Below are 24,020 nucleotides of genomic sequence, written 5' to 3' on the forward strand. Positions count from 1 at the left end.
ATTACACGCTATGAGCTTCGAGGAAGACGACCGCGTCGTCCTGCACGACGAGCACAGCGAGTACGACGGCGAGACCGGCACCGTGACCCAGACCATGGAATCGATGTTCGGCGACGTCACCTACACCATCAGCTTCGACGACGGCCAGGAGGCCGGCGTCCCCGAGGACGACCTCGAGGCGGCCGACGACGCTGACGACACCGACGACGAATAACCACCGCTCGCGGGCCGGTTTTCCCTCGAGTCCCGGTACCGAGCATCATCACCGCGCCCGCACACCATCCCGACATTCGAATCGCAGATGCCACAGATACCGCTTCACTACGTCGATTTACGGACGTTCTGCTACGCCACCGAGGACGAAAAACGCGTCGAGGAGGCGCTCCGAACCTTCCTCCCCGACGGCGACGACGAGCCGTTCGAGCTCGAGCGCACCGAGAGCGAAGGCCACTACGGCGACCGGATCCTCGTCCTCTCGGCGCGCGTCGAGAACGCCGACGACGTCCGGCACGTCCTCTCGCGGCTGGCCGATCTCGAGTCCTTCGACGACCTGATCGACGAACTCGACGAGCGGGTCACCGAGAACACCGAACTCTTCCTGCGACTCGACAAACAGGCGGCCTTCGGAGGCGACGTCCGACTCGGCGACGGCATCACCTTCCGCGGGAAAGTCGAGGCGTATCCGGCGAAGAAAGAACAGGCCGTCGAGAACGCCGAAGAAGTCCTCGAGCGACTGCGCGAGCAGGAGTAACGACTCCTCCTTCACGATCCTCTCCCGACCGATTTCCGAATCGAGTGTCGACAGCGCGTACCGTATGGTCCCATCGCCCTCGATCGCGACCGGTAACCGGTCCGTTACCGAGGGCTTTTGACTGACCAGTCAGTAAGTTCGTGTAGACCCTCCCCGAATGACGGACGATACGATCGATGACCTGATGGATGCGACGTACCGCGCGCTCTGCAAACACGGCTACGCGGAGCTGACGATGCAGGACATCGCCGAGGAGTCGAGCAAGACCAAAGGGACGCTACACTATCACTTCGAGGGGAAACAGGACCTCCTCGAGTCGTTCCTGGAGTACCTGCTGGACAGGTTCGAGGACCGAACCGAAACCGTGCCCGGCGAGACGCCTGACGAACGGCTCCGCGCGTTCTTCGACGAACTCCTGACGCCCTCGGACCCCGACTCCGCCGAGGAGTTCCGGACGGCGATCCTCGAGATCAAGGCTCAGTCGCCGTACAACGAGGCCTACCGGGAGCAGCTGCGCGAGTTCGACCGCGCGTTGCGGGATCGGATCGCCGGTCTCGTCGCGGACGGGCTCGAGGTGGGGGAGTTCCGCGCAGACGTCGATCCGGACGAAACTGCGGACTTCCTCGTCACCGTCTTCAACGGCGCTGAGGCGCGGGCGGCCGCGGTCGATCGATCGCCGGAGCGTACCAAGCGACACGTCCACGAGTACATCGACGAATTCCTTCGGGCAGACGGCTCGAGCGGTGTGAGCACCGTGGTGGAGGAAGACACGGAGGCCGACGAATGACGCTGCTGGATCGGCTCGTCGGCTGGCTCCGCGCTCGGCTCGACCGAGTCACCGGGCTGTTCAAGAGCCGCGACGAGTTCGATCTCACCTCGGGCGGCATCGCGAAACCGCTGTTCTACCTCTCCCTCCCGATCGTGGTGACGAACCTGTTGCAGACGGCCTACAACCTCATCGATACGTTCTGGCTGGGGCAGTACAGCACCGAGGCGCTCGCGGCGATCAGCTTCGCGTTCCCGATGGTCTTCCTGCTCATCTCGGTCGGGCTGGGGCTGTCGGTCGCCGGCAGCGTTCTCGTCGCCCAGCACATCGGCGCGGAGGAAGAGGCCAAAGCGGAGTACGCGGCCTCCCAGACCGTCGCCCTGTCGCTGCTCGCGGCGATGATCCTCGGACTCGTCGGTTTCGTGTTCGTGGAGGACCTGCTCGGACTGCTCGGTGCGTCGCCGGACGTGTTGCCGCTGGCGACCGAGTACATGCAGGTCATCTCGCTCGGTATGCCCTTCATGTTCGGTTTCTTCGTCTTCATCGCGCTGATGCGGGGCTACGGCGACACGATCACGCCGATGCTCGTGATGTTCGGCTCGGTCCTGCTCAACGTCGTCCTCGACCCGTTCCTGATCTTCGGCTGGTGGGTGTTCCCCGAACTCGGGATCGAGGGAGCGGCGATCGCGACGGTCATCTCGCGCAGTCTCGCGCTCGCCGTCGGACTGGTGATCATGTTCCGCGGGACTCGAGGCGTCCGCATTCGACTCGAACAGATGAGACCGGACCTCTCCTTCGCGAACAAGCTCGTTTCGATCGGGTTTCCGGCGTCGATCGAGGGGATGGGGCGAGCGCTGTCGATCAACCTCCTGCTCGTGATCGTCGCCTTCTTCCCGGACACGGTCGTCGCCGCCTACGGGATCGGCACGCGCGTGTTCTCAGTCATCTTCCTCCCGGCGATCGCGGTCGCTCGGGGCGTCGAGACGATGACCGGCCAGAACGTCGGCGCGGGCAAACCCGAGCGAGCGGAAGCGACTGCTGACTTCGCTGCCAGAACGATGTTCGTCGTCCTCGGCGCGCTGGGCGTCGTGGCGTGGCTCGGTGCGCGACCCATTACGGCCATCTTTACGAACGATCCACAGGTCATCGAGGCCGGGGTCTCGTTCCTCAAGTACGTCGCCCCCTCCTTCGGCTTCATCGGCGTAATGCGGGCCTACAACGGGAGCTTCCGCGGTACCGGAAAGACGCTCACCGCGGCGGCGATCGTCCTCGTGATCTACGGCCTCGTTCGCCTCCCGATGGCGTACGTCCTCGCAGAGGCCATCGACTACCGCGGGATCTGGATCGCATTCGCCGTCTCGAACGCCGTCGGTGCCGGGCTCGCGTACGGCTGGTATCGACGCGGGACGTGGCGCGACGTCGACCTCACCGACGACGGGGCACCGAAGTTGAGCGACGATCTCGAGGTCAGTGAGGCCGGAACCGACGACTGAGCGGACTGTCACTACAGAAGGGTGGAGTACCCACCCCAGTGAAGTACCCGTGAGTCGACGTAATCGACCGGGAGTAGTCACAATGAAACAACCGTGTAACAGCCCCCGCCGTCGGATCGACGGAGGGGAACAGCGCCGCGAGCGGTCCAGTCGCGCTCCGCAGGGGTGACCGATGGTCGAAGCCGTCGACATCGACATCCTGAGCCTCCTGCTCGTCCTGTCGGTCGCGTGGGTGTTCGGCGCCCTCGCGGAGCGCCTGGGCTACCCGACGATGATGGGGGAGCTGTTCGCCGGCATTGCGTTCGGACCGGCGCTGATCGGACTCCTACGACCGTCGGAACTGCTCTCCGTGCTGTCCGAACTCGGCGTGTTCCTCCTGATGGTCTACGTCGGGATGGAGGTGGACCTCCGTGAGCTGTTCGAGCTGGGCCCGCAGTCGCTATTGATCGCCTTCGGGGCCTTCGTCATTCCCTTTGGCATGGGCTACGCGGCCGGCGTCTGGCTCGCGATTTCGACGGGGGCGGCGCTCTTTCTCGGTCTCGCGATGGCCGCGACGTCGCTGGCCACGAAGTCCCGGATCCTCGCGGACCTCGAGTTGCTCGACACCCGGATCGCGAACGTGTTACTCGGCGGCGCGCTCGCGTCGGACGTCGGCGTACTCATCGCGTTCGCGGGCGTCGACAGCTACGTGACGGTGGGGACGTTCGATCCGAGCGAGATCGGGACGATCCTCCTGCAGGCGGTCGGCTTCTTCGCGGTCACGCTCGTGCTCGGGTATCGCTTTCTGCCGGTCGCCTGGCGGTACATCGAGCGCCAGCGCGAGCGGTACGGGTTCGTCGACCGAACGACGGCGTTCACGTTCGCCCTGCTCGTCTCCCTGCTGTTCGCCTACCTCGCGACCCTCGCGGAACTGCACATGATCGTCGGCGGCTTCATGGCGGGCATGTTCCTCCGGCAGGCCGACGTCGAACCCGATCTCTACGAGCACATGCACACGGTGATGTACGATCTCGCGATGGGGTTCTTCGCGCCCGTCTTCTTCGTTACCGTCGGGTTCCAGATTACCTTCGACGTGTTCTTCGACACGCCGGGGATCCTCGCCGTGCTCGTCGTCATCGCGTTCCTCGGCAAGATCATCGGCTCGTGGCTGTTCTCGCTGCCGACGTCGCTCACCTCCCTCGAGGGTTTGGTTGTCGGTTTCGGCATGAACGGCCGCGGGACCGTCGAGATCATCATCGCCAGAGTCGCGCTCGAGGCCGACGTCATCGACCAGTCGATGTTCTCGATCCTCGTCTTCATCGCCGTCTTCACGACCGCGCTCGTTCCCGTGACCGTCACCTGGGGTGTCCGGCTGCTCGAGAGCGCGGACGAACTCGTCTACGTCGATTCCGGGGTGCCGACGGAGGACTGACTCGTCAGTCGAGCCGGCACCCGCTCGACACGGCCCGGTCCCCTCACGGCGAGGCTCGAGCGGGGCGCTTTTGCCGCCCGCGCCAGCAGATAGGGGTATGCAAGTCTCCGTCGTCGGTGACGATCCCGTCCGGGAGGCGGTCGTCACCGCGCTCGATGATGTCGACGTCGGTGTCCGCGACGCCGCTCCGGCGGACCTGACCGACGCTCGCTTCGCGGTCGTCAGCGACGTCGCCGGCTCGGCGACGTTCGAACGTGCAAACGAGGCCGCTCGCGACGGCGGGACGCCCTGGATCGCTGTGGAGATCGGCGGGATCGGCGGCCAGCCCCTGCCGGACGTCGACGCATCGGTCTCGGGATTCGCGGCCGAAACGGGCTGTTTCGACTGTCTTCGCGCTCGCGTCGCGTCGAACCTCGAGGAACGGGCCGACGCTCCGCAGGCCGATCGCAGCGCGGCGCGGTTCGCAGGCGCGATCGCCGGTCGTGAGTGCGTCCGCGTCCTCTCGGGCGAGCAGGGATCGATCATGGGGCAGGTACTCGAGGTTCCCCACGCCCGACGGGGATTCCTGCCCGTGCCCGGCTGTGAGTGTGCGAGTGGTGACCATGATCGCGGGCTCGCACGCGATGCCGAGGCGCTCGACCTCGACGCGGCCGTCGCGGCCGCCGAACGGGCGATCGACGAGCGCGTTGGCCCGATCACGAGCATCGGCGAGATCGAGTCGTTCCCGGCACCGTACTATCTGTCGACGGTCGCGGACACCACCGCGTACAGCGACGCGAGCGCCCCGCGACAGGCGGCCGGCGTCGCCGACGACTGGAACGCGGCGCTGATGAAAGCCGTCGGCGAGGGACTCGAGCGATACTGCGCCGGCGTCTACCGCGAGGACGACTTCGTGCACGCGAGCGAGGCCGACCTCGAGAACGCGGTTTCTCCGACGGAACTGGTCCGACCGGACGACGCACCGGCGTACGAACCGGACGAGGAACACCGCTGGGTGGCGGGCGAGAACCTCGCTACCGGGGAAGTTGCACAGTTGCCCGCTGCGGCGGTCCAGTTCCCCCAGCCCGGCGAATCGCTGGTTCCGGCGATCACGACCGGACTGGGACTCGGTTCCTCGACGGTCGACGCGCTGATATCGGGGCTGACGGAAGTGATCGAGCGGGACGCGACGATGCTCGCGTGGTACTCGACGTTCGAGCCGCTCGGACTGTCCGTCGAAACGGACGCCTTCGCGACGCTCGAGCGCCGCACCCGGAGCGAGGGGCTGTCGGTGACGCCGCTGCTCGTCACGCAGGATATCGACGTCCCCGTGGTCGCCGTGGCCGTCCATCGCGAGCCGGACGCGCTCGAGGAAGACGAGCGGGTCGGGCCAGCCGACGATTCGTGGCCGGCGTTCGCGGTCGGCTCGGCGGCCGGACTCGACGCCGCGGCGGCCGCGACGTCGGCGCTAGCGGAGGCCCTCCAGAACTGGATGGAGCTCCGGAATCTCGGACCGGACGACGCCGGCGATGCGGGCGGCGAGATCGGCGAGTACGCCTCGTTCCCGGCTCCCGTCCGGGAGTTCGTCGACACCGAGCGGACGGTACCGGCGGCGAGCGTCGGCCCCGATCCCGTGCCGACGGGCGTCGATCGACTCGAGGCGCTGTGCTCGCGGATTGCCGACACCGGATTGACGCCGTACGCGGCGCGGCTGACGACCCGTGACGTCGAAGGAATCGGTTTCGAGGCGGTCCGGGTACTGGTTCCCGGCGCACAACCGCTGTTCACCGGTTCCCCCTTCTTCGGCGAGCGAGCACGGTCGGTCCCGTCGGAACTCGGGTTCGAGCCGCGCCTCGAGCGGGCGTTTCATCCGTACCCCTGACCGGTCGTTGCGGTTCGTCTCCGGAGAGGACGCAGTGATCTCGCTTCGAAACGGTCGCTCGTCGGACTCGATTGCGACCGGCAGGGAGCCCTATTCCGCCGACTCGGTCGTCGTGTCGTTCGAGCCGTCGTCCGGCGTGGATCCGTTCGTCCCGGAATCGTTCGTGGGCGGCTCGGGGGACGGACCGTCCGCCCCGTTCTCGTCGCGATCGATCTCGAGGGCCAGATCGTCGTCGGTGAGTCGGATCGTCACGAGCTTCGTGTTCTCCGTGACCAGCGTCTCCTCGACTGACTGGACTTCGTCGTCCTCGCCGAACTTGGTCACGCGGAAGAACTGCTCGGTCGCGGAGAGATGGGGCGGCGTGACCGACTGATCGGCCGTGACGGTGTAGCTCTCGTCGTAGGTCTGGCGGTTCGATTCGCTATCGTACGCCTCCATTCGGAGGTCGTAGTGGCGACTGGTCTCGCTGTGGATCTCGATCGGGATCAGCCCCTGAAAACTGCCCTGATAGTGCTCCTCGAAGGCGTCGATACAGCCCGATAGCCCGACGGTGGCGGCCACGCCGGCCGTTCGAAGTACCGTACGGCGGTTCACGGTCGGCACTCAGGGTCGGACGACCGTATGCGTTACTCTTCCCGGCAACGGACCGGCGACGGCCCGCCGACTCGTTTCCCCCTCGATCGTTCAAATATCCTCATCCATTGGGTTTTTGAATCGAACGGCGAATGTAGGATCATGGAGAAAGTTGCGATCGACGACGTCGACATCGAAATCAACCCGATGGAGGTCCATTCGGTTCGGCGGCCGATCTCGGACGCGCTCGGCTTCACGGACTTCGCGATGAACTACTTCGAACTCGAGCCCGAGGAGTCCTTTTCGGGCGGGATGCACACGCACCACGATCAGGAGGAGGTCTTCTATATCCAGGAGGGGACCGCGACGTTCGACACGGAGGACGGCGAGGTCGTCGTCGACGAGGGCGAAGTAATCCGGTTCGAGCCCGGCGATTTCCAGACCGGCTACAACGATAGCGACGAGCGAGTTATCGGATTCGCCTTCGGCGCGCCCAAATCCAAACACGACTGGGACCAGCTCGAGTCGATGGTCTACTGCCAGGAGTGCGAGGAAGAGATCGGACACGACCTCGCGCTCACCGACGAGGGTGCGTTCCGGCTGACCTGTACCGGATGCGAAAACGCGTTCACGCTCGGGTAACTCTAGTAGTTACTGCAAGTCAATGCACACCTGATCGCACGATAGCTGTGCGATCAGTGTGTAAATAGTTGGAGTGACTACTATCGGTCGCGCTCGATCGGCAGGACTCTCTCGTCCCGGTCGAGCAGCCGGGAGAGCCGACCGGCGATTCGTAGCCGGAACCTTTTCAGGAGTGACTGAGTGGGTACACGTATGTCCGTCCAAGGCAGTTCAGACGTAGAGATCGACACGACGCTGTTCGTGACCATCTCCGGACCACCGGGCTGTGGTGCGACCACCCTCTGCGAACGCCTCGCCGACGCGATGGGGTGCCCGTACGTCTCGGGCGGCGACATCTTCCGCGAACTCGCCGAGGATCGAGACATGAATCTCAACCAGCTCATCGCGAAAGCCGACGAGTCCGACGAGCTCGACCGCGCGCTCGACCAGCGACTCCAGCAAATCGCCGAGAAATGGGGGATGGCCAACAAACCGTTCATCCTCGAGTCTCGGCTGGCAGGCTGGCTCGCCGGCGAACGTGCAGACCTGCGGATCTGGCTCGACGCACCGGAGGACGTCCGGCTCGCCCGAATCGACGATCGCAGCGAAAGCGACGCCGAGATGCGAGTCCGCGAGGTCAGCGAAGCCGGCCGGTATCAGTCGTACTACGAGATCGACATCGGTGACCGGTCGTTCTACGACCTGCACATCAACACCGCGCGCTGGAGCAAAACCGGCGTATTCAATCTCGTTCGAACCGCGATCGAAGAGTACGACCCAGAGCGGGACGAGGGGTCGTTCACTACGCCACCGATAGACATCTAGCCGTCGCGGTCGACGCGGACTCTCCGCTTGCAATTGTCCTCAATCGACCTCGAGTAGCTGTATACTGAACCGGGGGATACGATGACGTCGGAACCGTTGGTAAGACGAACATTACTGCCGTACAGCTGTCTTGCTGCCGAATTTTCCAAATAGGTGTCCGTGGGTTCGTGTGTGCTAGAGGCTAGATGCTGCTGCGAATAAGGGGCGCGTCGCTCGAGGGGGTCGCGGTCGTTACTCGCTGTCGGGCGAGTAGTTCGGCGCTTCGTCGGTGATGACGACGTCGTGGGCGTGACTCTCGGCCTGGCCGGCCGAGGAAACGCGGACGAACTCCGAGCGGTCCTTGAACGCGGGGATAGTTTCCGCGCCGACGTAGCCCATGCCCGACTGCATCCCACCTGCGAGTTGATGAAGTTCGGACTTGAGCGTACCCTTGTAGGGCGTTGCGGCCTCAACACCTTCGGGGACGTACTCGTCTTCTTCCTCGGGTTCGTCCTTGAGGTATCGGTCGCTGTCGCCGGACTTCATCGCCCCGACCGACCCCATCCCGCGGTACTGCTTGTACTTCTTGCCGTTCATGGTGACGACGCGACCGGGTGCCTCGTCGGTGCCGGCGAAGTACGAGCCGAGCATGACCGCGTCGGCGCCAGCAGCGATCGCCTTGATCGCGTCACCGGAGTACCGAATGCCGCCGTCGGCGATCACCGGCACGTCGTGCGCTGCGGCCACGTCGGCGACCTGCGCGACGGCCGTGATCTGTGGCATGCCCGACCCGGAGACGATGCGGGTGGTACAGATCGAACCCGGGCCGATTCCGACCTTCAGGCCGTCCGCGAAGTCGACGAGGTCCTCGGCCGCCTCTCGCGTGCCGATGTTGCCCACGACGACGTCCGCGTCCACGGACTCCTTGATCTCACGTGCGCCGTCGATAACGTTCAGATTGTGCGCGTGCGCGGTATCGATGAAGAGCACGTCCGCGCCCGCCTCGTCTGCGGCCTCCGCGCGGTCCTGCTCGAACGGGCTGACCGCGACGCCACAGCGGAGGCGTCCGTCCTCGTCGCGGACTGCCTCCTGATACTCGCGGCGCTGGAGGATTCCCTGCATCGTCACGAGGCCCACGAGGAGGTTCTCGTCGTCGACGACCGGGACCCGCTCGATCTTGTGTTCGTACATCAACTCGAACGCGTCGCGGGCGTCGATGTCCTCGGGAGCAGTGATGACCTCGTCGGTCATCGCTTCGGTGACCGGGTCGTCCTCGTTGACCTCGAGGTGGGGCCGGATGTCCGTACTCGAGATGATCCCCAGGACTTCCCCGTTAGTGTTGACGACGGGTGCGCCGCCGACGCCTTGTCGAGCCATCCGTTCGTCGACCTCTCGGACGGACATCTCGGGGTCGGCGGTGACGACCGAGTCGAGGGGAATGATGAGTTCGTCGGCGCTCTTGACGCGGCCGATCTCCTCGACCATCTCGTCGATGTTCATGTTGCGGTGGAGGACACCGAGGCCGCCGTGACGTGCCATCGCGATGGCCATGCCGCTCTCGGTGACGGTGTCCATCGCCGCCGAGAGAATCGGGACGGAGACCTCGACGTTTTTCGAGACGCGGGACGTGAGGTCGGCGTCGTCGGGTTCGACACGGCTCTCCTTCGGGCGGAGAAGGACGTCGTCGAACGTTAGCGCTTCCGGTACCTGGAGTTTCGAAGAATAGGGCTCGTGCTCGGGAACGTCGTTCGCCATGTAAGCCGTCGGGAGCCCCGGGCCAAAAGCGTTGCGAGATAAAATCGATTGTCAACGGGTAACGAGCCACTCAGCGGGAGATTCGTCTCGTCTCGATTACAGTCCGTCTCGAGCACTGGTCGTCCGATTCGGCGTGTGCGACCGGCCATCAGTACCCTATCCTCTTTCGTCACCGGGTTCCGAGTCGGATCGAGTCCGACCGCTCGACCCGACTCGAGCGAGTCTCCGTACAGGCTGGCCAAATGCGCTCCATCTCTGTGCATTTCCGCACGAATCTGCCCAGTACTGCCGCAAAACACGTCGAGTCGTGGAACCCTATCTCACGCAACGTTTATTGACAATCCTCCCGTTTATCCGCGCATGTTCGCTGTGAGTGCAGCCGAATCCCGAACCGCTGGCCGGACGAGCTTCGACTTCGTCGCCACCGTCGGGAATTTTACACCGAATCTCACAGCACGAGGCCCCAATCCGAATGCGATCGACTGGTGTGCGGACCAGTTGGTACGGGACCGTCCGTCCTATCGCCCACCGGCCTCGGGTCACGGCCATCGACCCTGACCGATGAGTACGTCACAACACCCGGTCGCGCTCCAAATGGAGCGTATCGTCGGGGGTGACGCCAGACTCCTGGCGCTGGTGATGATGCTGCCGTTAGTCGACGGTGTATTCCCCGCCCTCATTCTGGCGGGTGCGCTCGACGAACCGCTGGGCGCGATCCAGGTCGGCCTGTTGATCTTCGGCGGGAGCGCAACGGTCGCCGTTATCCTGGCGGAGATGGACGGTACGCCCCGCGAACAGGCGAGAGTCGTCCTGCTCGTCGGCGTTCCGCTGATACTCCTCGCGGCAGTGCAGGCTGCGCTCGCACCGGCGATCGGCAGCGTCCTCGACGACGTCATCATTACCCGATTCGCGGCGCTGGTCATCCTCGCCATCGCGGCCAAGACCGCCAGCGCGACGATCGGGGAGTACCTCCCCAACCCCGTCGTGATTATCGGGCTGGGACTGGTCGCGAGCATCGACCCCTCCGGGGCGACGTTCTCGGTGATGACCGATCCCGTCCTCGTCGCCCACGGGACGCTGGCGGCCGCCGTCGGGGTCGGGTTCGCCCTCGTGATCGCGCTCACCGGTCCGTACCTGCGGGAGTACATGGATATCGACCGGTTCCGATTCGGAAGTGCCGTTGCGCTCGGCCTGCTCCCGCTATCGCTGCTCGGGATGGCCTTTGGGCAAGCCCCGCTCGCTGCCCTTATCGTCGCCGCCCTCTTCGCCGTCGACTTCCCGTTCCGCGGGTCCGAGGAGGACTCGAGTTCCGCACCGGACCCCGACCCGGATAGCGCGGCAGCGCAGATGGGTGCGGTTGCGGACGGCGGCGATGCCGAGGACTCGAGCGACCCGGTGACTCCGGACCACGAGGAGGAACCCGATCCGTATCACGGTGACGACGGGACGGACACCGCGGGGCGGGCCCCGTGGCTGTAGGGCGATTCTGAATCGAAACCACTTTAGGTTCGATACTCCAACGAAGACTCGAGGGGTCGTGGCCAAGCCAGGCATGGCGGCTGACTCCAGAGGCTACGGCGCCCGGGACGACACTCCAGACTGATATACTGATCGGACACCTGATCAGTGTCCGTGTGATGACCCTCTGGAGTTCCGAGGCGCACCGGAGATATCAGTAGATCGGGGGTTCAAATCCCTCCGACCCCATTTGAAATAAAAAGCCCTGAGAGGCTTTTCTCGCATTCTCGACATAGTCTGAACAGGGGGTGGTCGGCGTGACGGTCACACCGTGGCAGTCGGTCGATCACTCGACGTGTCTTCATTGCGAAGACCACGTTACGGACCGGTTCCGTCGCGTTTTCGGTGATGACGACAATCGAGCCCATCGTTGTGGCAACTGCGATACCTATGCACGACTGAGCCGTGGCTCTGCAGCCGGCATCGACGTTGCGATTCCGGACCCGGAGACGTCACCCGGCCGTCACGGAGGTGAGGCTGATGCGTAATGGGTTCGTCCGAGCGAGTCGGCTGTACGATGTCGAGAGTCAGACGCCCATCACTCATCCAGCCAATCAGGCGACCGATGAGGACGTTCGTCGATCTCTCGAGCCGCGAGGTGAGTCGGCGTGAGGATCCAGTTGGAGAGTCGTGATGAATTATATCAGACACCGGTTGCTGATACTACACTACATCTTCAGGGTCTAATCCAAACGACTCGGCTACTCCCTCTCTCCAATTCTCGGCCCAGTCACCTAGATCGTAGTTACAATTCTCGCTGGGACATTTCTCTCCCGGTTCAGGGTACTCTACTTGCTTTTCGCAGGCAGGACATTTGCCGGATTTCGGCATACTCCATCAAATACAGATCAAACAATAATATCTTCCGACAATTCAGTTTTGTCTCTCCCCAATCATCGTTAGGCAATCGCCGACTGAGCAGGCTGATTGGCCAGAAGGGTGGTGTTCCGCGATGAGCCGCCTCGTCGAATCCGACGAATGTGAACGATGCGGTGACCGGGTCGACGCGCTTCGCCGGCTCTGTCCGGAGTGTACACGCGTAGTTCGGAACGCGCGGGAGGGCCCGCTATGAGTTCTCGAGCGTCGGAACTCGAGAGTTCGAAGGCCAGCGGTGACGCCCTCGAGGCCGAGATCGTGCAGTCGATCGATCCGCTCGAGTACGTGAGCGATCACACCGCCACGTGGCACGACGCGCAGACGACAACTGTCCTGGAGGCGAGTCGATCGCTGCCATTCTACGGGATCGTCCTCGTCGAGCCGAACGTTCCGGTCGAGATCAAAGGCTGTCAGATAGAGACGAGTAACGGCAGTCGGTCGACCCGCGGTCGGTTCTACATCAAACGAGCAGCCCACGAGCAACTGCTCGAGGCGGCCGGAATGTACCTGCTCGTCGTCTACCTTCCGCGGCCGGGGCTCCCGCAGGTTGCCCGGGCGATCGTGCCGGCGACGCTCGTCGACGAGTTGCTGGCCGGCCGGTGGTACGAAGTCGGCGGCTCGCGCTCGGAACAGGAGGTCGCAAAACTCGCGTGGTCGCACGTGATCGATCCGGCGGGCGTAGATCCGACGGCAACAGTAGGTGGTTCGGAGTGAGCGTCGATGCCGATCGGGACGACCGCAACCTCGAGGCCGAGCTGGCGAGCCCGGCGGCAGGTCAGTTCGGGGTTCCCGTCGATGCAGTCTGCGTAGGCTGTGGCCGAACTCGCGTCAAGCGGGCGAGCCTCGAGGAGATGGACCAGCATCCGCAGGTTGATCCAACGTCCCTTGAGGCGTCGGACTGCACGTCGTTCAAGCACGTCTGCTATCCCTGTCAGGGTGCGACGTGGTGGAATCCTGTGGCGATCCTTATCGGCTTGCTCGAGAGCGAGCGGGACCGGGGTGAGTAGGCGTGTCGCAGGTCGAGACGACGCCCCACGAGATCGAAGGTCGCTGGAAGTGGCCCGATTGGGGTCGTGGGCCGTACGACGCGCTGTCGTCGGTGATGCTCGGTCCTCCCTTCGAAGGGTACCTCGAGATCACTACCGAAATCGATGGCGAACCCTGGTACCTCGAAGTGAGCTACAGCAAATCGGGATTCGCGCCGCGGCTGTCGGACGGTATCAACGCCGAGCGGCTCTACGAGTGGGATATCGTGGGCCGTGGGCACGGCGAACGAAAGGCATCGTACAACATCGGCCCGCGGTTCCCGAACATGCGCCACTGGGAGAGCGGCGAGCGGTTGCAACTCCCATGGGAGAATCAGGTCGGCGAAGTCGACGGCGTCGATGTCGAATTCCACACGAGCAACATTGAACCCGAGCGCGGCCTTGAGCTGCTGCCGGAGTTCTTCACGGCGATCTTCGATCACGCCAACGAGCGGGTTCATCCCGAGTACTTCCGCACTGAACCGCACGAAGCGAGTCGGATGTGGGCGTACGAGCGGTACGTTCGGATTCGTCGCGAATGGGCTGAGAAACTCTCGTCGGCCGGTGTACTGCAGAAGGTTGCACACTACCTGTCTGACCTTGAGGGCGTGAAAGCCGAGCTCCACATTGACAATCAGGAGATCATCAACCACCAGAATCGGCTGTTTCTGAACCCCACGTCGGCCAGCGAACTCTTGCCGGGCCATACCTACGGACGGAAGTTCGAGATCTACCAGCTGAAGGACCCCGATGCGGTCTCGAAAGATCACCCGTCGTACCATCCGAAGGTGGAAGTCTTGGTCAACAAGTCGATGAACGACAATGAGGCATGGGCGTGGGCCGATCGCCACGAAGTGACCGAGCAGATAGAGGAGACGCTATTGAATGCGCTCCACTGGGAAGATATCCCGCTCGGTCCCGACGGAAATGGCGTCTACATAGCCGACGATCACTTCGATGCGGTCGCTCGAGACCAGCCGGTCGAACTCTACGAAGACCCGACACCGCGCCTCGAGGCGAAGTCAGACCACCTGTTGATGACGACGCTTCGAGACATGGGCGAGACCGCTCGCGATGTGTCGGAAACGGTCGCGACCGACGGTGGTGCGACCGTCGACGGTCTCGCCGACCAGCTTGGGAAGCACCCTGCGACGATCTATCGGGCGATCAACGACCTCGGCGAGATCCTCGAACTTGACCACGGCGATATCTCGTTCCGAGCCCGGAAGTATCGCGAGGAACTCCGTGCGCTCGTCGAGTCGGCCGAGTACGCGATCGAGAGCTACGCCGATCGGATGCAGCATCTCATGGGCTTGGCCGATCACGTCGCCGAGTCGTCGCCCTTCCAGGAGTGGCTCGCGAAGAACGGTGCCGACCTCGAGTTCGACGAACATGGCGAACCCCGGCAGATGCGGATCGATACGATCCTCTCCCGGCTGAAGTCGGACAGCTTCGAGAACGTCGCGACAATCGCCAGCGAAGCCCTCGAGAAGTGGTCCCGATCGGGGAATGATCCGACCGAACTCCGTGGCGTCGAGTTCACCTGGAAGACGCCCGGCGGTGGCACTGAAACCGGATTCGTCGGCGCAGTCGCCGACCGCTGAACCGGCCTGCATAGTGGCAACACTACCGGTTTCCCTCTTTTCTACAAGTCTGCTTGAATAACAGCCCTGCTTAGACAAATCTGGTTGGAGCCAGCGCCTCGAAGGTGGGGTCGTCACGGCGATCGCACCGTGACAGCTGCGGGGTCGTTTCGCGCTTCGCGCGAAAGCCCCCTTGGCGGGTGTCCCCAAGGGGACTGCGCCAAAAAATTACAGCGCCCCACCCTCACCTTCGCGCGAAAATCTCCAGTTGAAGCACAGGAAATGGAGGTCCATCTTTACTGTATCTGTCTCTCTTTAGAATATTCCTGTTTGTTTATGTCATTAGAAGTCTGGTTACGCTGCTTCTCTGTTGTATCCTCCATATTATCCTTAAGGACATTGACAACTATTCTCTTATTGACAGATGTCGTTTTTATATAGTAATTTATCATATCGTCTACTTTTTCAGGGTTATCTAAATCATAGCTTCTAGCCATTTCGAGCCATGAATCTAAGGAATCTACCGCTGTATAGTACTGAACAATCTTTTCTGCTTCCTCTTCAGTTAAGCTACCGAGTTTATCAGCATTTGGCTCATATACATTTGTAGGAAAGAAGTCTGTAGGAATCGCTGCATTCGCGCCCCGGCCCTCTGCTCGTTCAATTCCGTTTACAGCAGTAATCTCAGAGTAGAGAGCTTTTCGTAAATTCTCTTTAGATCGCTTTTCCTTTTCTTTTTCTCGCCTTTTTTCTTCTTTGCGCGCATTATTCGAGGATCTCACCAAACCATATGTATAAATCACATATACTAATGTGAGAACAACAACACCTATGGAAGTAACTCCATTTGCAACTGTTGCAATATTACTCGCAAGATTAGGACGGCCCTCTATTATTGCCTGATAAGAAGCATACAGCATTGCTCCACCAATCACTGCAACAAATGCAGCTGTGATCGTTGTAGCAATAAGTAGTACCCTTGAATGTAATATATTAGTCCTCGAATCTTCCATGTTAGATGATATAATGTTGGCAGTATATATTCCCAATGCCCCTAAGGGGGCAGGGCAATTGCGCAGCGCGCGCGCCGCGCTCGCAAAAATTGAGTCGGCGGATATTGGACACTACAGCCGAACTGCCTCGCTGATAGGACGAAACGAGACCTCGATAACTATGATTGTCGACTACACCTACGAGGGTTTATTAGTGAAGGCACAGCCAAACGGGAGCGTCATGCGACACCCACAAGATGACCTGTTGATCGTCTATGCACAGTCAATGCTTGCCCAAGAGCATAGAGGAACGCCGAAGAAGAACGGGCTTTGAATTTGGCAGCCGAGATTGCGGATCAACATGGGCTCGCAGTAAGCGATGCAATTCGCCAGATCAAATAGATCGTGTCGCTAAGTAGATACCGACAAAAATCACATCATCTTACCCTCTTCACCTTATGCAGAATTCCCATTGAAGCACGTGAAGCGGAGGCAATTAACTCGCCAAATACAGTTCCATCGTCAGAAATAAATAAATCAATATAGTTTCTGACACCCTAGATGGATTTCACTACATACTTCGCGGATAATCGATATACATATTAAATATGACAAAAGTAGTATTTCATCGGGTAGATTCGATTATAAAATATAATAGAGGGAGAGAAACCGAGCAAGAGGAACGTTGCGAGTACGAATTCGACCCAGGTGCTTGGGAAGAAACGCATGATAATGATGCCCAACTATATGATCAAGAATTAAATGAAGGGAATGTTTGGAGATGTCCCCATAAACGAAAAGAAGGCCACTCTAAGTGTATATTTCATCTCCCAGTCGATAAAAAGAATGATGACGAGGTCCTCGAATCATTAGTTGAGGAAATTGAGCAACCATCTGGAAAATCGGAAACTCCCACATACAGAAAGCAAACACTTCAGCTAATTGGAGCACGCTTTGGAGAATTTGACATAGGAAAAATTGATATTTTAGATGAAAATACAGACACTCTAGACCTACGCCATGCGCATATCTCTGGGGAGATCCAGTGGAAGGATGTCTCATTTCACCCTTCGCTTCTCTTTGATGGCGCGAATTTTGAGAGCTCACTTATGTTTGATGGAGTCGACTTCACGTCGAATGTATCATTTTCCAATGCGTGCTTTGAAACAAGCTCAGATGATGTTCTTAGCTTCCATGATTGCGTCTTCTACGAAAATATCAACTTTAGCAATACTACAGTAGAACCAACTGCATACTTTACCCAGTCTGAATTCCTAGAGAAGGCTGATTTTTCAGACTGGACAATTCAGCAGGGTGCCTCTTTTCAAATGTCCAAATTCAGAGGAGAGACTAGCTTCAGTAGCTCTACTGTTACTGGTGGATTAGATAAATGGCCAGAAAATTGGGGCATGAACTTCTGGAAAGCGCATTTTGATGGCGAACTCCGGTTCCCACATAGTACGTTTGAACACCCATTAAATTTCAAGTCCACTACGTGTAGTGAAGGAGTGAATCTTATTAATGTAGAATTCCTATCTTTCGGGGACTTTTCAGAAATGGTAAGCTATGGGGAAGTAGATATTAGCAGAAGTACCCTCAGTGAGGGTCTTAGATTTCAGTCAGCGACAATTTCTGGACCAATAGAAATAACAAATATAGATCTACATGACTCCCATTGTAATATAGACTTTGAGAATGCTGAATTATCTAGTGGATCGCTTCACCAGCCCTCACAGGGGTATATTATGTACTTATTTAACGAGGCAGAAGTAGGAGATATTGACTTAAAGCCCGGAACATCCACCTCTTTCTCACTTCTTGATCGTCTCACCGGTGGATTATCTTCCGAGTCAAGTACAGATTTGCTTCAGTACTACTACTTTTTGAATACAGGTTTTAATGGGCTAGATTTCAGTAGATATCATAGAGAACTAGAAGAAACTGGTTGGGTTCTTCATACTATGTCTGGACGGGAATTTGACAATCTCCGATATAGACTAGAAGTAGATCCGTCAGATGACAAGGAACATGATGGACCTGAGGTTCTAAGTTTTAGCATTGATATGTCTAATCCAGACATATTGGGTTCAACGTATTTGAAAGCGAAAAATGGCGCTCAGAAGGTTGGAGACAGCAAATCTGCATCTGAATTCTTTATTCGAGAGATGAAATATAGGAAGAAGCGACACAAACAAGAATTCAAAGTTGCAACTTCAGGCCTAATCTCGACATTTCCGTATGTCTCAGATGAAAAGTCGTCAAACCCAAAAAATCCGCTCAAACCAGGATACAGATGGTTTGTTAATTCTTTCTTAGAATTCACAAGCGGGTACGGAGAACGACTTGGGGTTGTAGTGTTGTATTCTCTTCTGACAATAATTAACTTTGGCCTGATTTTCCCTCTCGCTGGGGGAATAACAAACGGAGAAGATCGTCTTTCCCTATCGGTAGTCGGAAGTAATAGCCATAATTTAGTTGAGGTTCTTTGGCAAAACTTATATTTCAGTTTAGTCACGTTCACTACCCTTGGGAATAACTATCGACCCGTTGGCCCTATAGCTCAAATATTAACGGGTATAGAGTCTCTTCTTGGATCTTTCCTACTTGCCCTACTTGTTTTCAGCCTTGGTCGCAAAGTGACGCGATGATCTTCTAAACTCACGAAGAACACAGTGATAATCGTCGTGATCAATCATCGTATCGTCTTTGTTCCCCCCGGCCCCCTGGGGTTGCACGTCGACAGAATCCGATTCCCGAATATGCACACGAGACGATGAACCTCGTGTGCATATTGAGCGACGATCGCCCCAACCGAGCCCGCAACGAGTTGGGTTGAGTGACAAGATACTCCCGTTTCATAGGCTATGGGCCGCTCGAGATAGACGAAAAAACTAGGATTCAGGGGTTCGTGTGTACGAGTATGCGAATCCGAACCGACGGCGATTACGCCTACCGGAACGACGCGATCGACCGAGCAGCGGACTTCTACAGCTGTAACAAAACGAAAGCCATCGTCTCAGCGTGTGACGATGTGCCGAAATTGGTTGCCGCCGCACGCCAAGTCCTCGAGCGGGACGACCTTACGCTCGAGCAGCGTCGGGAGATTGCGGAGACACTCTCTACTCGAGCTGTGACCTTCGAAATAGAGCAGTCAGTGAACGCCCACCGAGAGTAGAGGCTGTGTTGAAACTCACAGTCGATGATAGGTCTCAGCGGCTATGCTGAATACACAGCACTTATCAGCCAGAGTTCAATCATTAAGTCTTCGTCTAAGGGACCTATTTTCCGTACTCAGCGTCGAACCAGATGAAATCGAAAATCTTGACCATCAAGTCCAATGTCTTGTTGAAGCACTCAATTGCTTCATCACGGGACACGGATTCCATCGATTCTGCGTCAGGGTGAACAATCTTGTTTCTTGTTCGATTCATCTCACAGAACCATTCCCACTCCCCATCATAGCAACTGTCCGTCAATTCCTCACTGTGTGTGTCACTGAAGACGTTCTCTACGATTTGATACCGATTCGGGCCGTTCCTACCTCCATAGGAGTCAAGCGTAGCCTCTGCGTCGTCGAGTGTCTGACCTTGCCACCGGTAGTACAAGAGCATTTGTCGCACCAGAAAATTATCCATTGACGAGACCAGTAGTGGATACATAGCGAGCGTGTTTTTCCGTCGAATAACGTGTTCAGCCTCCCGAAGCAAGTCAATCCATGGTGGGTTTTTCCCGGAAGTTGGTGCTTTCACGTATCTGTACTGGACGTCGATTTGGTCGCCAGTACTGACTGGGTTTCCTTCTTCGGCCCCATCGCGAAGTGTGGCATTGATTGCGACGGATACGCTGTCGGTCGGAGTGATTGTAAGTAGTACACTGTCCCCCAGTGAAGCTCGTGTGAATGCTCCGTCGAGTGATTGTGGAGTGAGTTCTTCGTCGCTATCAGCGAGTTTTGCACTTCTGATCGTGATTGTTTCAATATGGTATCCACGGTCAAGGTTGTGTTGGCCGTATTCTTTTGAGTGGCCGACTTTGACGTCTGTGTAATTCCCTGTAGTTGCACCGCCAAGGGAGAGAGGACTACCGAAGTAGGTTTGTTCACCGATATCTCCATGGAGTTGATAGAGGAACCCGTTTTCTGGCCAGAATCCTGTGGGGCAGTGAGGACATGGGAACAACCGATTGGGGTGGATATCTTGTAGATTGTTTCGCTGGATATCGAGGAAATCTATAGGAGTTTCACATTGTGGGCAGGTAAGGTTTGTTGCGCCTGCCTTTGCGTCTTGCATCATCCGTCTAAGTTGATTTGAGGTTAGCATTTTGTAGATCTCCAGCCGATATATTGTGTCTATGACTTTCTTTTAAGTGTCTTAGTAGTAATATCCTGTTCATTGGGTGAAAGAGTGTTCTACATCAACATGGGGCATGCTATCGGATTATTTCTGGACCGAGCCTCTATATTCAGCACGTCAGCTCTGTCACTTGTGGAGGAGTTCAGCAGAGCAGATTAGAAAATATCCTCGATGGCGATCTTTGCCTGCTTGGTTCCTCGGTGATCGCCGCCGCCATGCCACCGAAGCAGGGGCAACGACGATGCTTTGCACATCTTATCCTTGAGGATCGTACAGCCAGAGCGTCCGTGCGGCCGGTAGACGACGAAACAATACCAGCCGTTGTGACTCCGTAGCTTGTCGTGATATGTCCTGTAGACTTTGAAATTCCCCGGCTGCCCGTCGCTGTGCTTGAGCATCGTGCTCTTGATTTCGACCGGCGTGCCGATCCCAAATCTCGCGTCGTGCCAGCTGGCACGCTCGAGGGTGAACCGACGCTTTTTCGCCATCCGTTTCTCACAGGCGGTCCCGAAGTGGTTCGCTCGTTTACTCCGATTCATGTGTCTCGGTTTCGATGGGCTGGGTCTTCGCCCCGATCAGGACGGAGGCCGTCACCTCTCGGATCTGTTCAACCGCGTTTGCAACGTCTGTTCCTGTGTAGTACAGGAGTTGCGACGACCACATGACGGCGATACAGTACCAGACCCACAGCGGGAACTCGAGCACACCGACCAGTGCGAGCGGAAGGGCGAACACGTTCAGTTTGAGCGCGAGCATGATCGCCGGTAGTTCTCCCAGCCCGGAGACAATCGCGAGCAGGAGACCGATTACGACATCCGCCGAGTGTCGCGAGAGCCGTCGACGGAGGTCCATCATACCACCCTCCGGACGGTTCTCTCACGCGCTCGTCGCGCGCCGATATATATAACCTCCGCGAGGTATCCGCACAGCCCATCGGTCGCTCCGCTCCCTCGGAGCAGAGCGCGTGATGGGCCTCCTCGTATACTAAAGGGGAGTCGGTATCTGTATCCAGCTATCCAACCCCGCGCAGTCATGCGATTACCTCGTTCACTTTGGATACGGTCTCTGCGTGCTTTCCTTCTTGCTTGTATTCGCGCCAGCGCGATCCCACCCATCCGTGGCTGTACGGCACGAACTCGGCGGTTTCACGATTCGTCATGCCTTCCTCTTTGCATCGGATCACGGTCCAAATCGCAGTCTGCCGAACCGCCTCGTCCGGCTCCATATCATCCGTTTCATCGCCGTAGGACGACCACGACCAGTCGCTTGCTTCCTTCGTGTTGTATCGGAGGTCCGTCGGTGGGACTCCCTCAACCTCTCCCTCGATGTCTGCCAGCTGGGCGTTGCGAATCGAGTCGGCGATGACGGCCTTCTTTTGCGAGACCTTCTTGACGATCGTCCCGACGCGCCACAGCATCGGATGAATCGACCGCTCGCCGTGAGCGATGTAGATCAGCGCGCCGCCGTACTTCCGGATCTTGTACACGAGCGGGGCCATCTTCTGCCGGGTTTCGTACCCCTGGGCACCGCTCCCGCTCGCCGCGCTCGAGAACTCGTCACCGATGAAGAGCTTGTCGCGCTGGCTGTGCTCGAGCGGGTCGCCGTCTTGCTGGACCCACTCCATGAGCGTCCCGTAGTCGGGAATCCAGCCGTCTTGTACGTCGCCGTCGTCGTCGACCCACCGATTCTTTTCCTCGAGCGACTGGATGTTCGTCCCGAGTAGCGAGTTCTCCTGGTGGAGTGCTCGCCAGCGCTGTGCGAGCAAGCACGCGAAGTCCGTCTTCCCCGCGCCCATCTCACCCAGCACAACGATCACCGGAGCTGGCCCGTTGACAAGTTCGTCGATTTTCCCGATTGCCTTCAGCCCAGACACGTCCGCTCGCTGGCTGGTGTCGCCGACCATGTGCTTGATAGTCGGCATATCGCCGTTCTCCATGGCTCTCCGGAAGGTTTCAGTCCCTTCCATCAGCCGGATTTGCTCGTGTTTTTCGAGGTCCTTCACGCGGCCGGGCATCTTGTCGGGCCGATCGGCGGCCGTCGGATCGTAGTGAATCGACCGGACTGCGAGTGCTCGAGATACTTTCTCGTCGCGCACAATGCCACCGTGGTCGGCTATCTCCCGCTTCTCCCGGTCGCTGTAGCCTTCTTGATGTTCGCGCGCTGCTGCGGTCGTGTAGAGTGCTTGCTGATCCGCTTGTCCGTCATCGCTCATTGGTCGCTTCCTCCGTCGGTGGCGGCGGCCTGCTGGCCGCCCTGGTCGATCGTGATTCCCTGTTCGGCTGCGGCCGGGTCGAAGTCGTGCTCGTAGTCACCGAGGTCGCTGATTTCGTCCGTCGACCATTCCTCAGACTCTTCTTCGGCTGCCTCGAATCGCTCTTTGACGCTCGTCTTCGCGCCCATCAGCCCACGCTCGTCGGCCTCGGCTTGGAAGTTGATCGTGTCGCGTTCGATCTCGACGCCCATCCGCGAGATTCGAGCGCGGAGCTTGTTGTAGGCGATCGCCGTTTCGATCAACTCGCCGTGGATGTCCTCGAGCATGGCCTTCACCGTGATCAGCTTCGAGTCGGCCATCTGGCTGAAGTAGCAGCCGGTGACGATGAGCGTCCCGTTCTCTCCCTGATCCGGGTGCCAGTCGAACTCGCGTACCTCGAACGACCCGTTGTCGTTGCAGCGGTACGGAGACGGTCCTTCGACGGTCTTGTTCTCCCAGACGCCGGGCTCGACGTAGAGCTTCCGGCGTGTGTCAGTGACGCCGTTGATGTGGTAGACTTCGACCATGTTCCGATTCCGGAGCTTCCGGGCCCCAGTGATGAACAGCCCCAGCAGCGGCGGGCCGAGTAGCATGAGCGCGGCGATCCAGCCGTGAACAATCGGCGGGATACCCGGAAGTTCGGGCCGGAACCACAACAGCAGGATGGCGATCGACATCGCCGCGCCGGCGACGAGCAGCTGGGCCTCGGCCAGCACGTAGGTCACGCGGTCGCGCCAGCTCCCGAAGGTGGTGCTCGTCTCGCTCATGCTTCGATCACTCCGGTGTCTTCAGAGCGGACGACGTAGGCCGCTCCGAGCGCCGCCAGCGAGACCGAGAGACCGACGCCGGTGAACAGTCCGGTCTCACCGCCGAAGTTCTTGAACGGGTTCTTCTGGACCTGTCCGACCGACACGAACGCGCCGGTCCCTTGCTCGAGGCTGGCCTGCGTTGCCAGCGCGACTCCCGCGCCCTGCCGGTCGGTGACGGGCATCGTCACGGTGTTCGTTCCCTCCTGAACGGTGATTTCCTTGTAGTTGAACGAGCCGGTGCCTTCCTCGAAGTCGCCGGCTTCGGTCATCGAGACTTTCGTCGTTTTGTTCGCTTTTAGCGTTATTGTGAACATTCCGGGCCTGTACTCCCAGTCTGTGATTCGGGTGTCGGTGTCGATCGGCTGGAGGTAGTCGCCGCCGGCTGAGACGGTCGACTCGTTGCCGCCGCTCGCCTCCTGGTCGTCGTCACTTCCGTTCGGACTGACCGGTCCCTGCTCGCCGGGGAGTACCCCTTCGTCGCTCTCGTTCGTATCTTCCTGCGCGGCGATCGGCGCGACCGCGCCCATGCCCATCGCCAGCGTCACCGCTACCACCGTGGCAACAATGAAAAACCGCCTCATC

General features: G+C 59.3%; 24 protein-coding genes and 1 tRNA gene. 16 read left to right on the plus strand and 9 right to left on the minus strand.

All coding sequences use genetic code 11. The features are described from left to right. Window positions 1–10: 10 nt before the first annotated feature. From LDB05_RS03730 to LDB05_RS03755, 6 genes are all read left to right on the plus strand, one after another. Window positions 11–214, plus strand: a complete 204-nt coding sequence (locus LDB05_RS03730; RefSeq protein ID WP_226006588.1) for a DUF1918 domain-containing protein — start codon at window positions 11–13, stop codon at window positions 212–214. Window positions 215–301: 87 nt separating this feature from the next. Then, the gene (locus LDB05_RS03735) at window positions 302–751 is read left to right on the plus strand and encodes an RNA-binding protein (protein ID WP_226006589.1); all 450 of its coding nucleotides are present in this window, start codon (window positions 302–304) and stop codon (window positions 749–751) included. A 157-nt stretch (window positions 752–908) separates the two neighbouring features. Then, entirely contained in the window at window positions 909–1,538 is a 630-nt protein-coding gene (locus LDB05_RS03740) for a TetR/AcrR family transcriptional regulator (protein WP_226006590.1), read from the plus strand. Further along, window positions 1,535–3,010, plus strand: a complete 1,476-nt coding sequence (locus LDB05_RS03745) for an MATE family efflux transporter (protein WP_226006591.1) — start codon at window positions 1,535–1,537, stop codon at window positions 3,008–3,010. The genes LDB05_RS03740 and LDB05_RS03745 overlap by 4 nt, the downstream gene beginning before the upstream one ends. Window positions 3,011–3,182: 172 nt before the next feature. Next, a complete protein-coding gene (locus tag LDB05_RS03750; RefSeq protein ID WP_226006592.1) occupies window positions 3,183–4,421 on the plus strand; it encodes a cation:proton antiporter in 1,239 nt (412 codons plus the stop codon). A 97-nt stretch (window positions 4,422–4,518) separates the two neighbouring features. Then, the gene (locus LDB05_RS03755; RefSeq protein WP_226006593.1) at window positions 4,519–6,282 is read left to right on the plus strand and encodes a YcaO-like family protein; all 1,764 of its coding nucleotides are present in this window, start codon (window positions 4,519–4,521) and stop codon (window positions 6,280–6,282) included. A 90-nt stretch (window positions 6,283–6,372) separates the two neighbouring features. Here the strand turns inward: LDB05_RS03755 and LDB05_RS03760 are convergent, their stop codons facing one another. Next, window positions 6,373–6,876 (minus strand): hypothetical protein, encoded by a 504-nt coding sequence (locus LDB05_RS03760; RefSeq protein WP_226006594.1) that lies wholly within the window; start codon window positions 6,874–6,876, stop codon window positions 6,373–6,375. A 141-nt stretch (window positions 6,877–7,017) separates the two neighbouring features. On the opposite strand from LDB05_RS03760, the gene LDB05_RS03765 reads away from it, so the two are divergent. Further along, window positions 7,018–7,497 (plus strand): cupin domain-containing protein, encoded by a 480-nt coding sequence (locus LDB05_RS03765; protein ID WP_226006595.1) that lies wholly within the window; start codon window positions 7,018–7,020, stop codon window positions 7,495–7,497. A 192-nt stretch (window positions 7,498–7,689) separates the two neighbouring features. After that, window positions 7,690–8,301 carry a (d)CMP kinase gene (gene cmk, locus LDB05_RS03770; protein ID WP_226006596.1) on the plus strand — a complete coding sequence of 204 codons (612 nt, stop codon included), beginning with the start codon at window positions 7,690–7,692 and terminating at the stop codon, window positions 8,299–8,301. 231 nt (window positions 8,302–8,532) lie between these two features. Here cmk and guaB read toward each other — a convergent pair whose 3' ends face one another. Continuing rightward, complete coding sequence (gene guaB, locus LDB05_RS03775) at window positions 8,533–10,035, minus strand: IMP dehydrogenase (RefSeq protein ID WP_226006597.1); 1,503 nt, start codon at window positions 10,033–10,035, stop codon at window positions 8,533–8,535. Window positions 10,036–10,596: 561 nt separating this feature from the next. Here guaB and LDB05_RS03780 point away from each other — a divergent pair. From LDB05_RS03780 to LDB05_RS03805, 6 genes are all read left to right on the plus strand, one after another. Further along, the gene (locus tag LDB05_RS03780) at window positions 10,597–11,514 is read left to right on the plus strand and encodes a DUF5794 domain-containing protein (protein WP_226006598.1); all 918 of its coding nucleotides are present in this window, start codon (window positions 10,597–10,599) and stop codon (window positions 11,512–11,514) included. A 52-nt stretch (window positions 11,515–11,566) separates the two neighbouring features. Next, window positions 11,567–11,742, plus strand: a tRNA-Trp gene (locus LDB05_RS03785). Between the two features lie 59 nt (window positions 11,743–11,801). Then, on the plus strand, window positions 11,802–12,041 hold the full coding sequence (locus tag LDB05_RS03790) for a DUF7563 family protein (RefSeq protein ID WP_226006599.1): 240 nt from the start codon (window positions 11,802–11,804) through the stop codon (window positions 12,039–12,041). Between the two features lie 580 nt (window positions 12,042–12,621). Beyond that, window positions 12,622–13,143, plus strand: a complete 522-nt coding sequence (locus tag LDB05_RS03795; protein ID WP_226006600.1) for a PD-(D/E)XK family putative nuclease — start codon at window positions 12,622–12,624, stop codon at window positions 13,141–13,143. Further along, the gene (locus LDB05_RS03800) at window positions 13,140–13,436 is read left to right on the plus strand and encodes a hypothetical protein (protein WP_226006601.1); all 297 of its coding nucleotides are present in this window, start codon (window positions 13,140–13,142) and stop codon (window positions 13,434–13,436) included. The genes LDB05_RS03795 and LDB05_RS03800 overlap by 4 nt, the downstream gene beginning before the upstream one ends. 2 nt (window positions 13,437–13,438) lie before the next feature. Beyond that, window positions 13,439–15,058: a DUF7845 domain-containing protein gene (locus LDB05_RS03805; RefSeq protein ID WP_226006602.1), complete on the plus strand. Its 1,620-nt coding sequence runs from the start codon at window positions 13,439–13,441 to the stop codon at window positions 15,056–15,058. A gap of 275 nt (window positions 15,059–15,333) precedes the next feature. Here the strand turns inward: LDB05_RS03805 and LDB05_RS03810 are convergent, their stop codons facing one another. After that, the gene (locus LDB05_RS03810; RefSeq protein ID WP_226006603.1) at window positions 15,334–16,050 is read right to left on the minus strand and encodes a hypothetical protein; all 717 of its coding nucleotides are present in this window, start codon (window positions 16,048–16,050) and stop codon (window positions 15,334–15,336) included. A gap of 587 nt (window positions 16,051–16,637) precedes the next feature. Between LDB05_RS03810 and LDB05_RS03815 the strand changes: the two genes are divergently transcribed. After that, window positions 16,638–18,677, plus strand: coding sequence for a pentapeptide repeat-containing protein (locus LDB05_RS03815; RefSeq protein WP_226006604.1), 2,040 nt, complete (start codon window positions 16,638–16,640; stop codon window positions 18,675–18,677). A 272-nt stretch (window positions 18,678–18,949) separates the two neighbouring features. After that, a complete protein-coding gene (locus tag LDB05_RS03820) occupies window positions 18,950–19,204 on the plus strand; it encodes a DUF7692 domain-containing protein (RefSeq protein ID WP_226006605.1) in 255 nt (84 codons plus the stop codon). A 103-nt stretch (window positions 19,205–19,307) separates the two neighbouring features. Here LDB05_RS03820 and LDB05_RS03825 read toward each other — a convergent pair whose 3' ends face one another. The 6 genes from LDB05_RS03825 to LDB05_RS03850 all read right to left on the minus strand — a co-directional run bounded on the left by LDB05_RS03825 (window position 19,308) and on the right by LDB05_RS03850 (window position 24,019). Then, window positions 19,308–20,315, minus strand: coding sequence for a hypothetical protein (locus LDB05_RS03825; protein WP_226006606.1), 1,008 nt, complete (start codon window positions 20,313–20,315; stop codon window positions 19,308–19,310). 218 nt (window positions 20,316–20,533) lie between these two features. After that, a complete protein-coding gene (locus LDB05_RS03830; RefSeq protein ID WP_226006607.1) occupies window positions 20,534–20,917 on the minus strand; it encodes a PD-(D/E)XK family putative nuclease in 384 nt (127 codons plus the stop codon). Further along, window positions 20,904–21,233 carry a hypothetical protein gene (locus LDB05_RS03835; protein WP_226006608.1) on the minus strand — a complete coding sequence of 110 codons (330 nt, stop codon included), beginning with the start codon at window positions 21,231–21,233 and terminating at the stop codon, window positions 20,904–20,906. The genes LDB05_RS03830 and LDB05_RS03835 overlap by 14 nt, the downstream gene beginning before the upstream one ends. A gap of 175 nt (window positions 21,234–21,408) precedes the next feature. Beyond that, complete coding sequence (locus LDB05_RS03840) at window positions 21,409–22,590, minus strand: hypothetical protein (protein WP_226006609.1); 1,182 nt, start codon at window positions 22,588–22,590, stop codon at window positions 21,409–21,411. Further along, window positions 22,587–23,396 (minus strand): hypothetical protein, encoded by an 810-nt coding sequence (locus LDB05_RS03845; protein WP_226006610.1) that lies wholly within the window; start codon window positions 23,394–23,396, stop codon window positions 22,587–22,589. Before LDB05_RS03845 ends, LDB05_RS03840 begins: the two co-directional genes overlap by 4 nt. Further along, entirely contained in the window at window positions 23,393–24,019 is a 627-nt protein-coding gene (locus LDB05_RS03850) for a DUF8063 family protein (protein WP_226006611.1), read from the minus strand. Before LDB05_RS03850 ends, LDB05_RS03845 begins: the two co-directional genes overlap by 4 nt. Between the last annotated feature and the right edge of the window lies 1 nt (window position 24,020).

The organism is Natrinema salinisoli (assembly GCF_020405205.1).
Classification (GTDB): Archaea; Halobacteriota; Halobacteria; order Halobacteriales; family Natrialbaceae; genus Natrinema; species Natrinema salinisoli.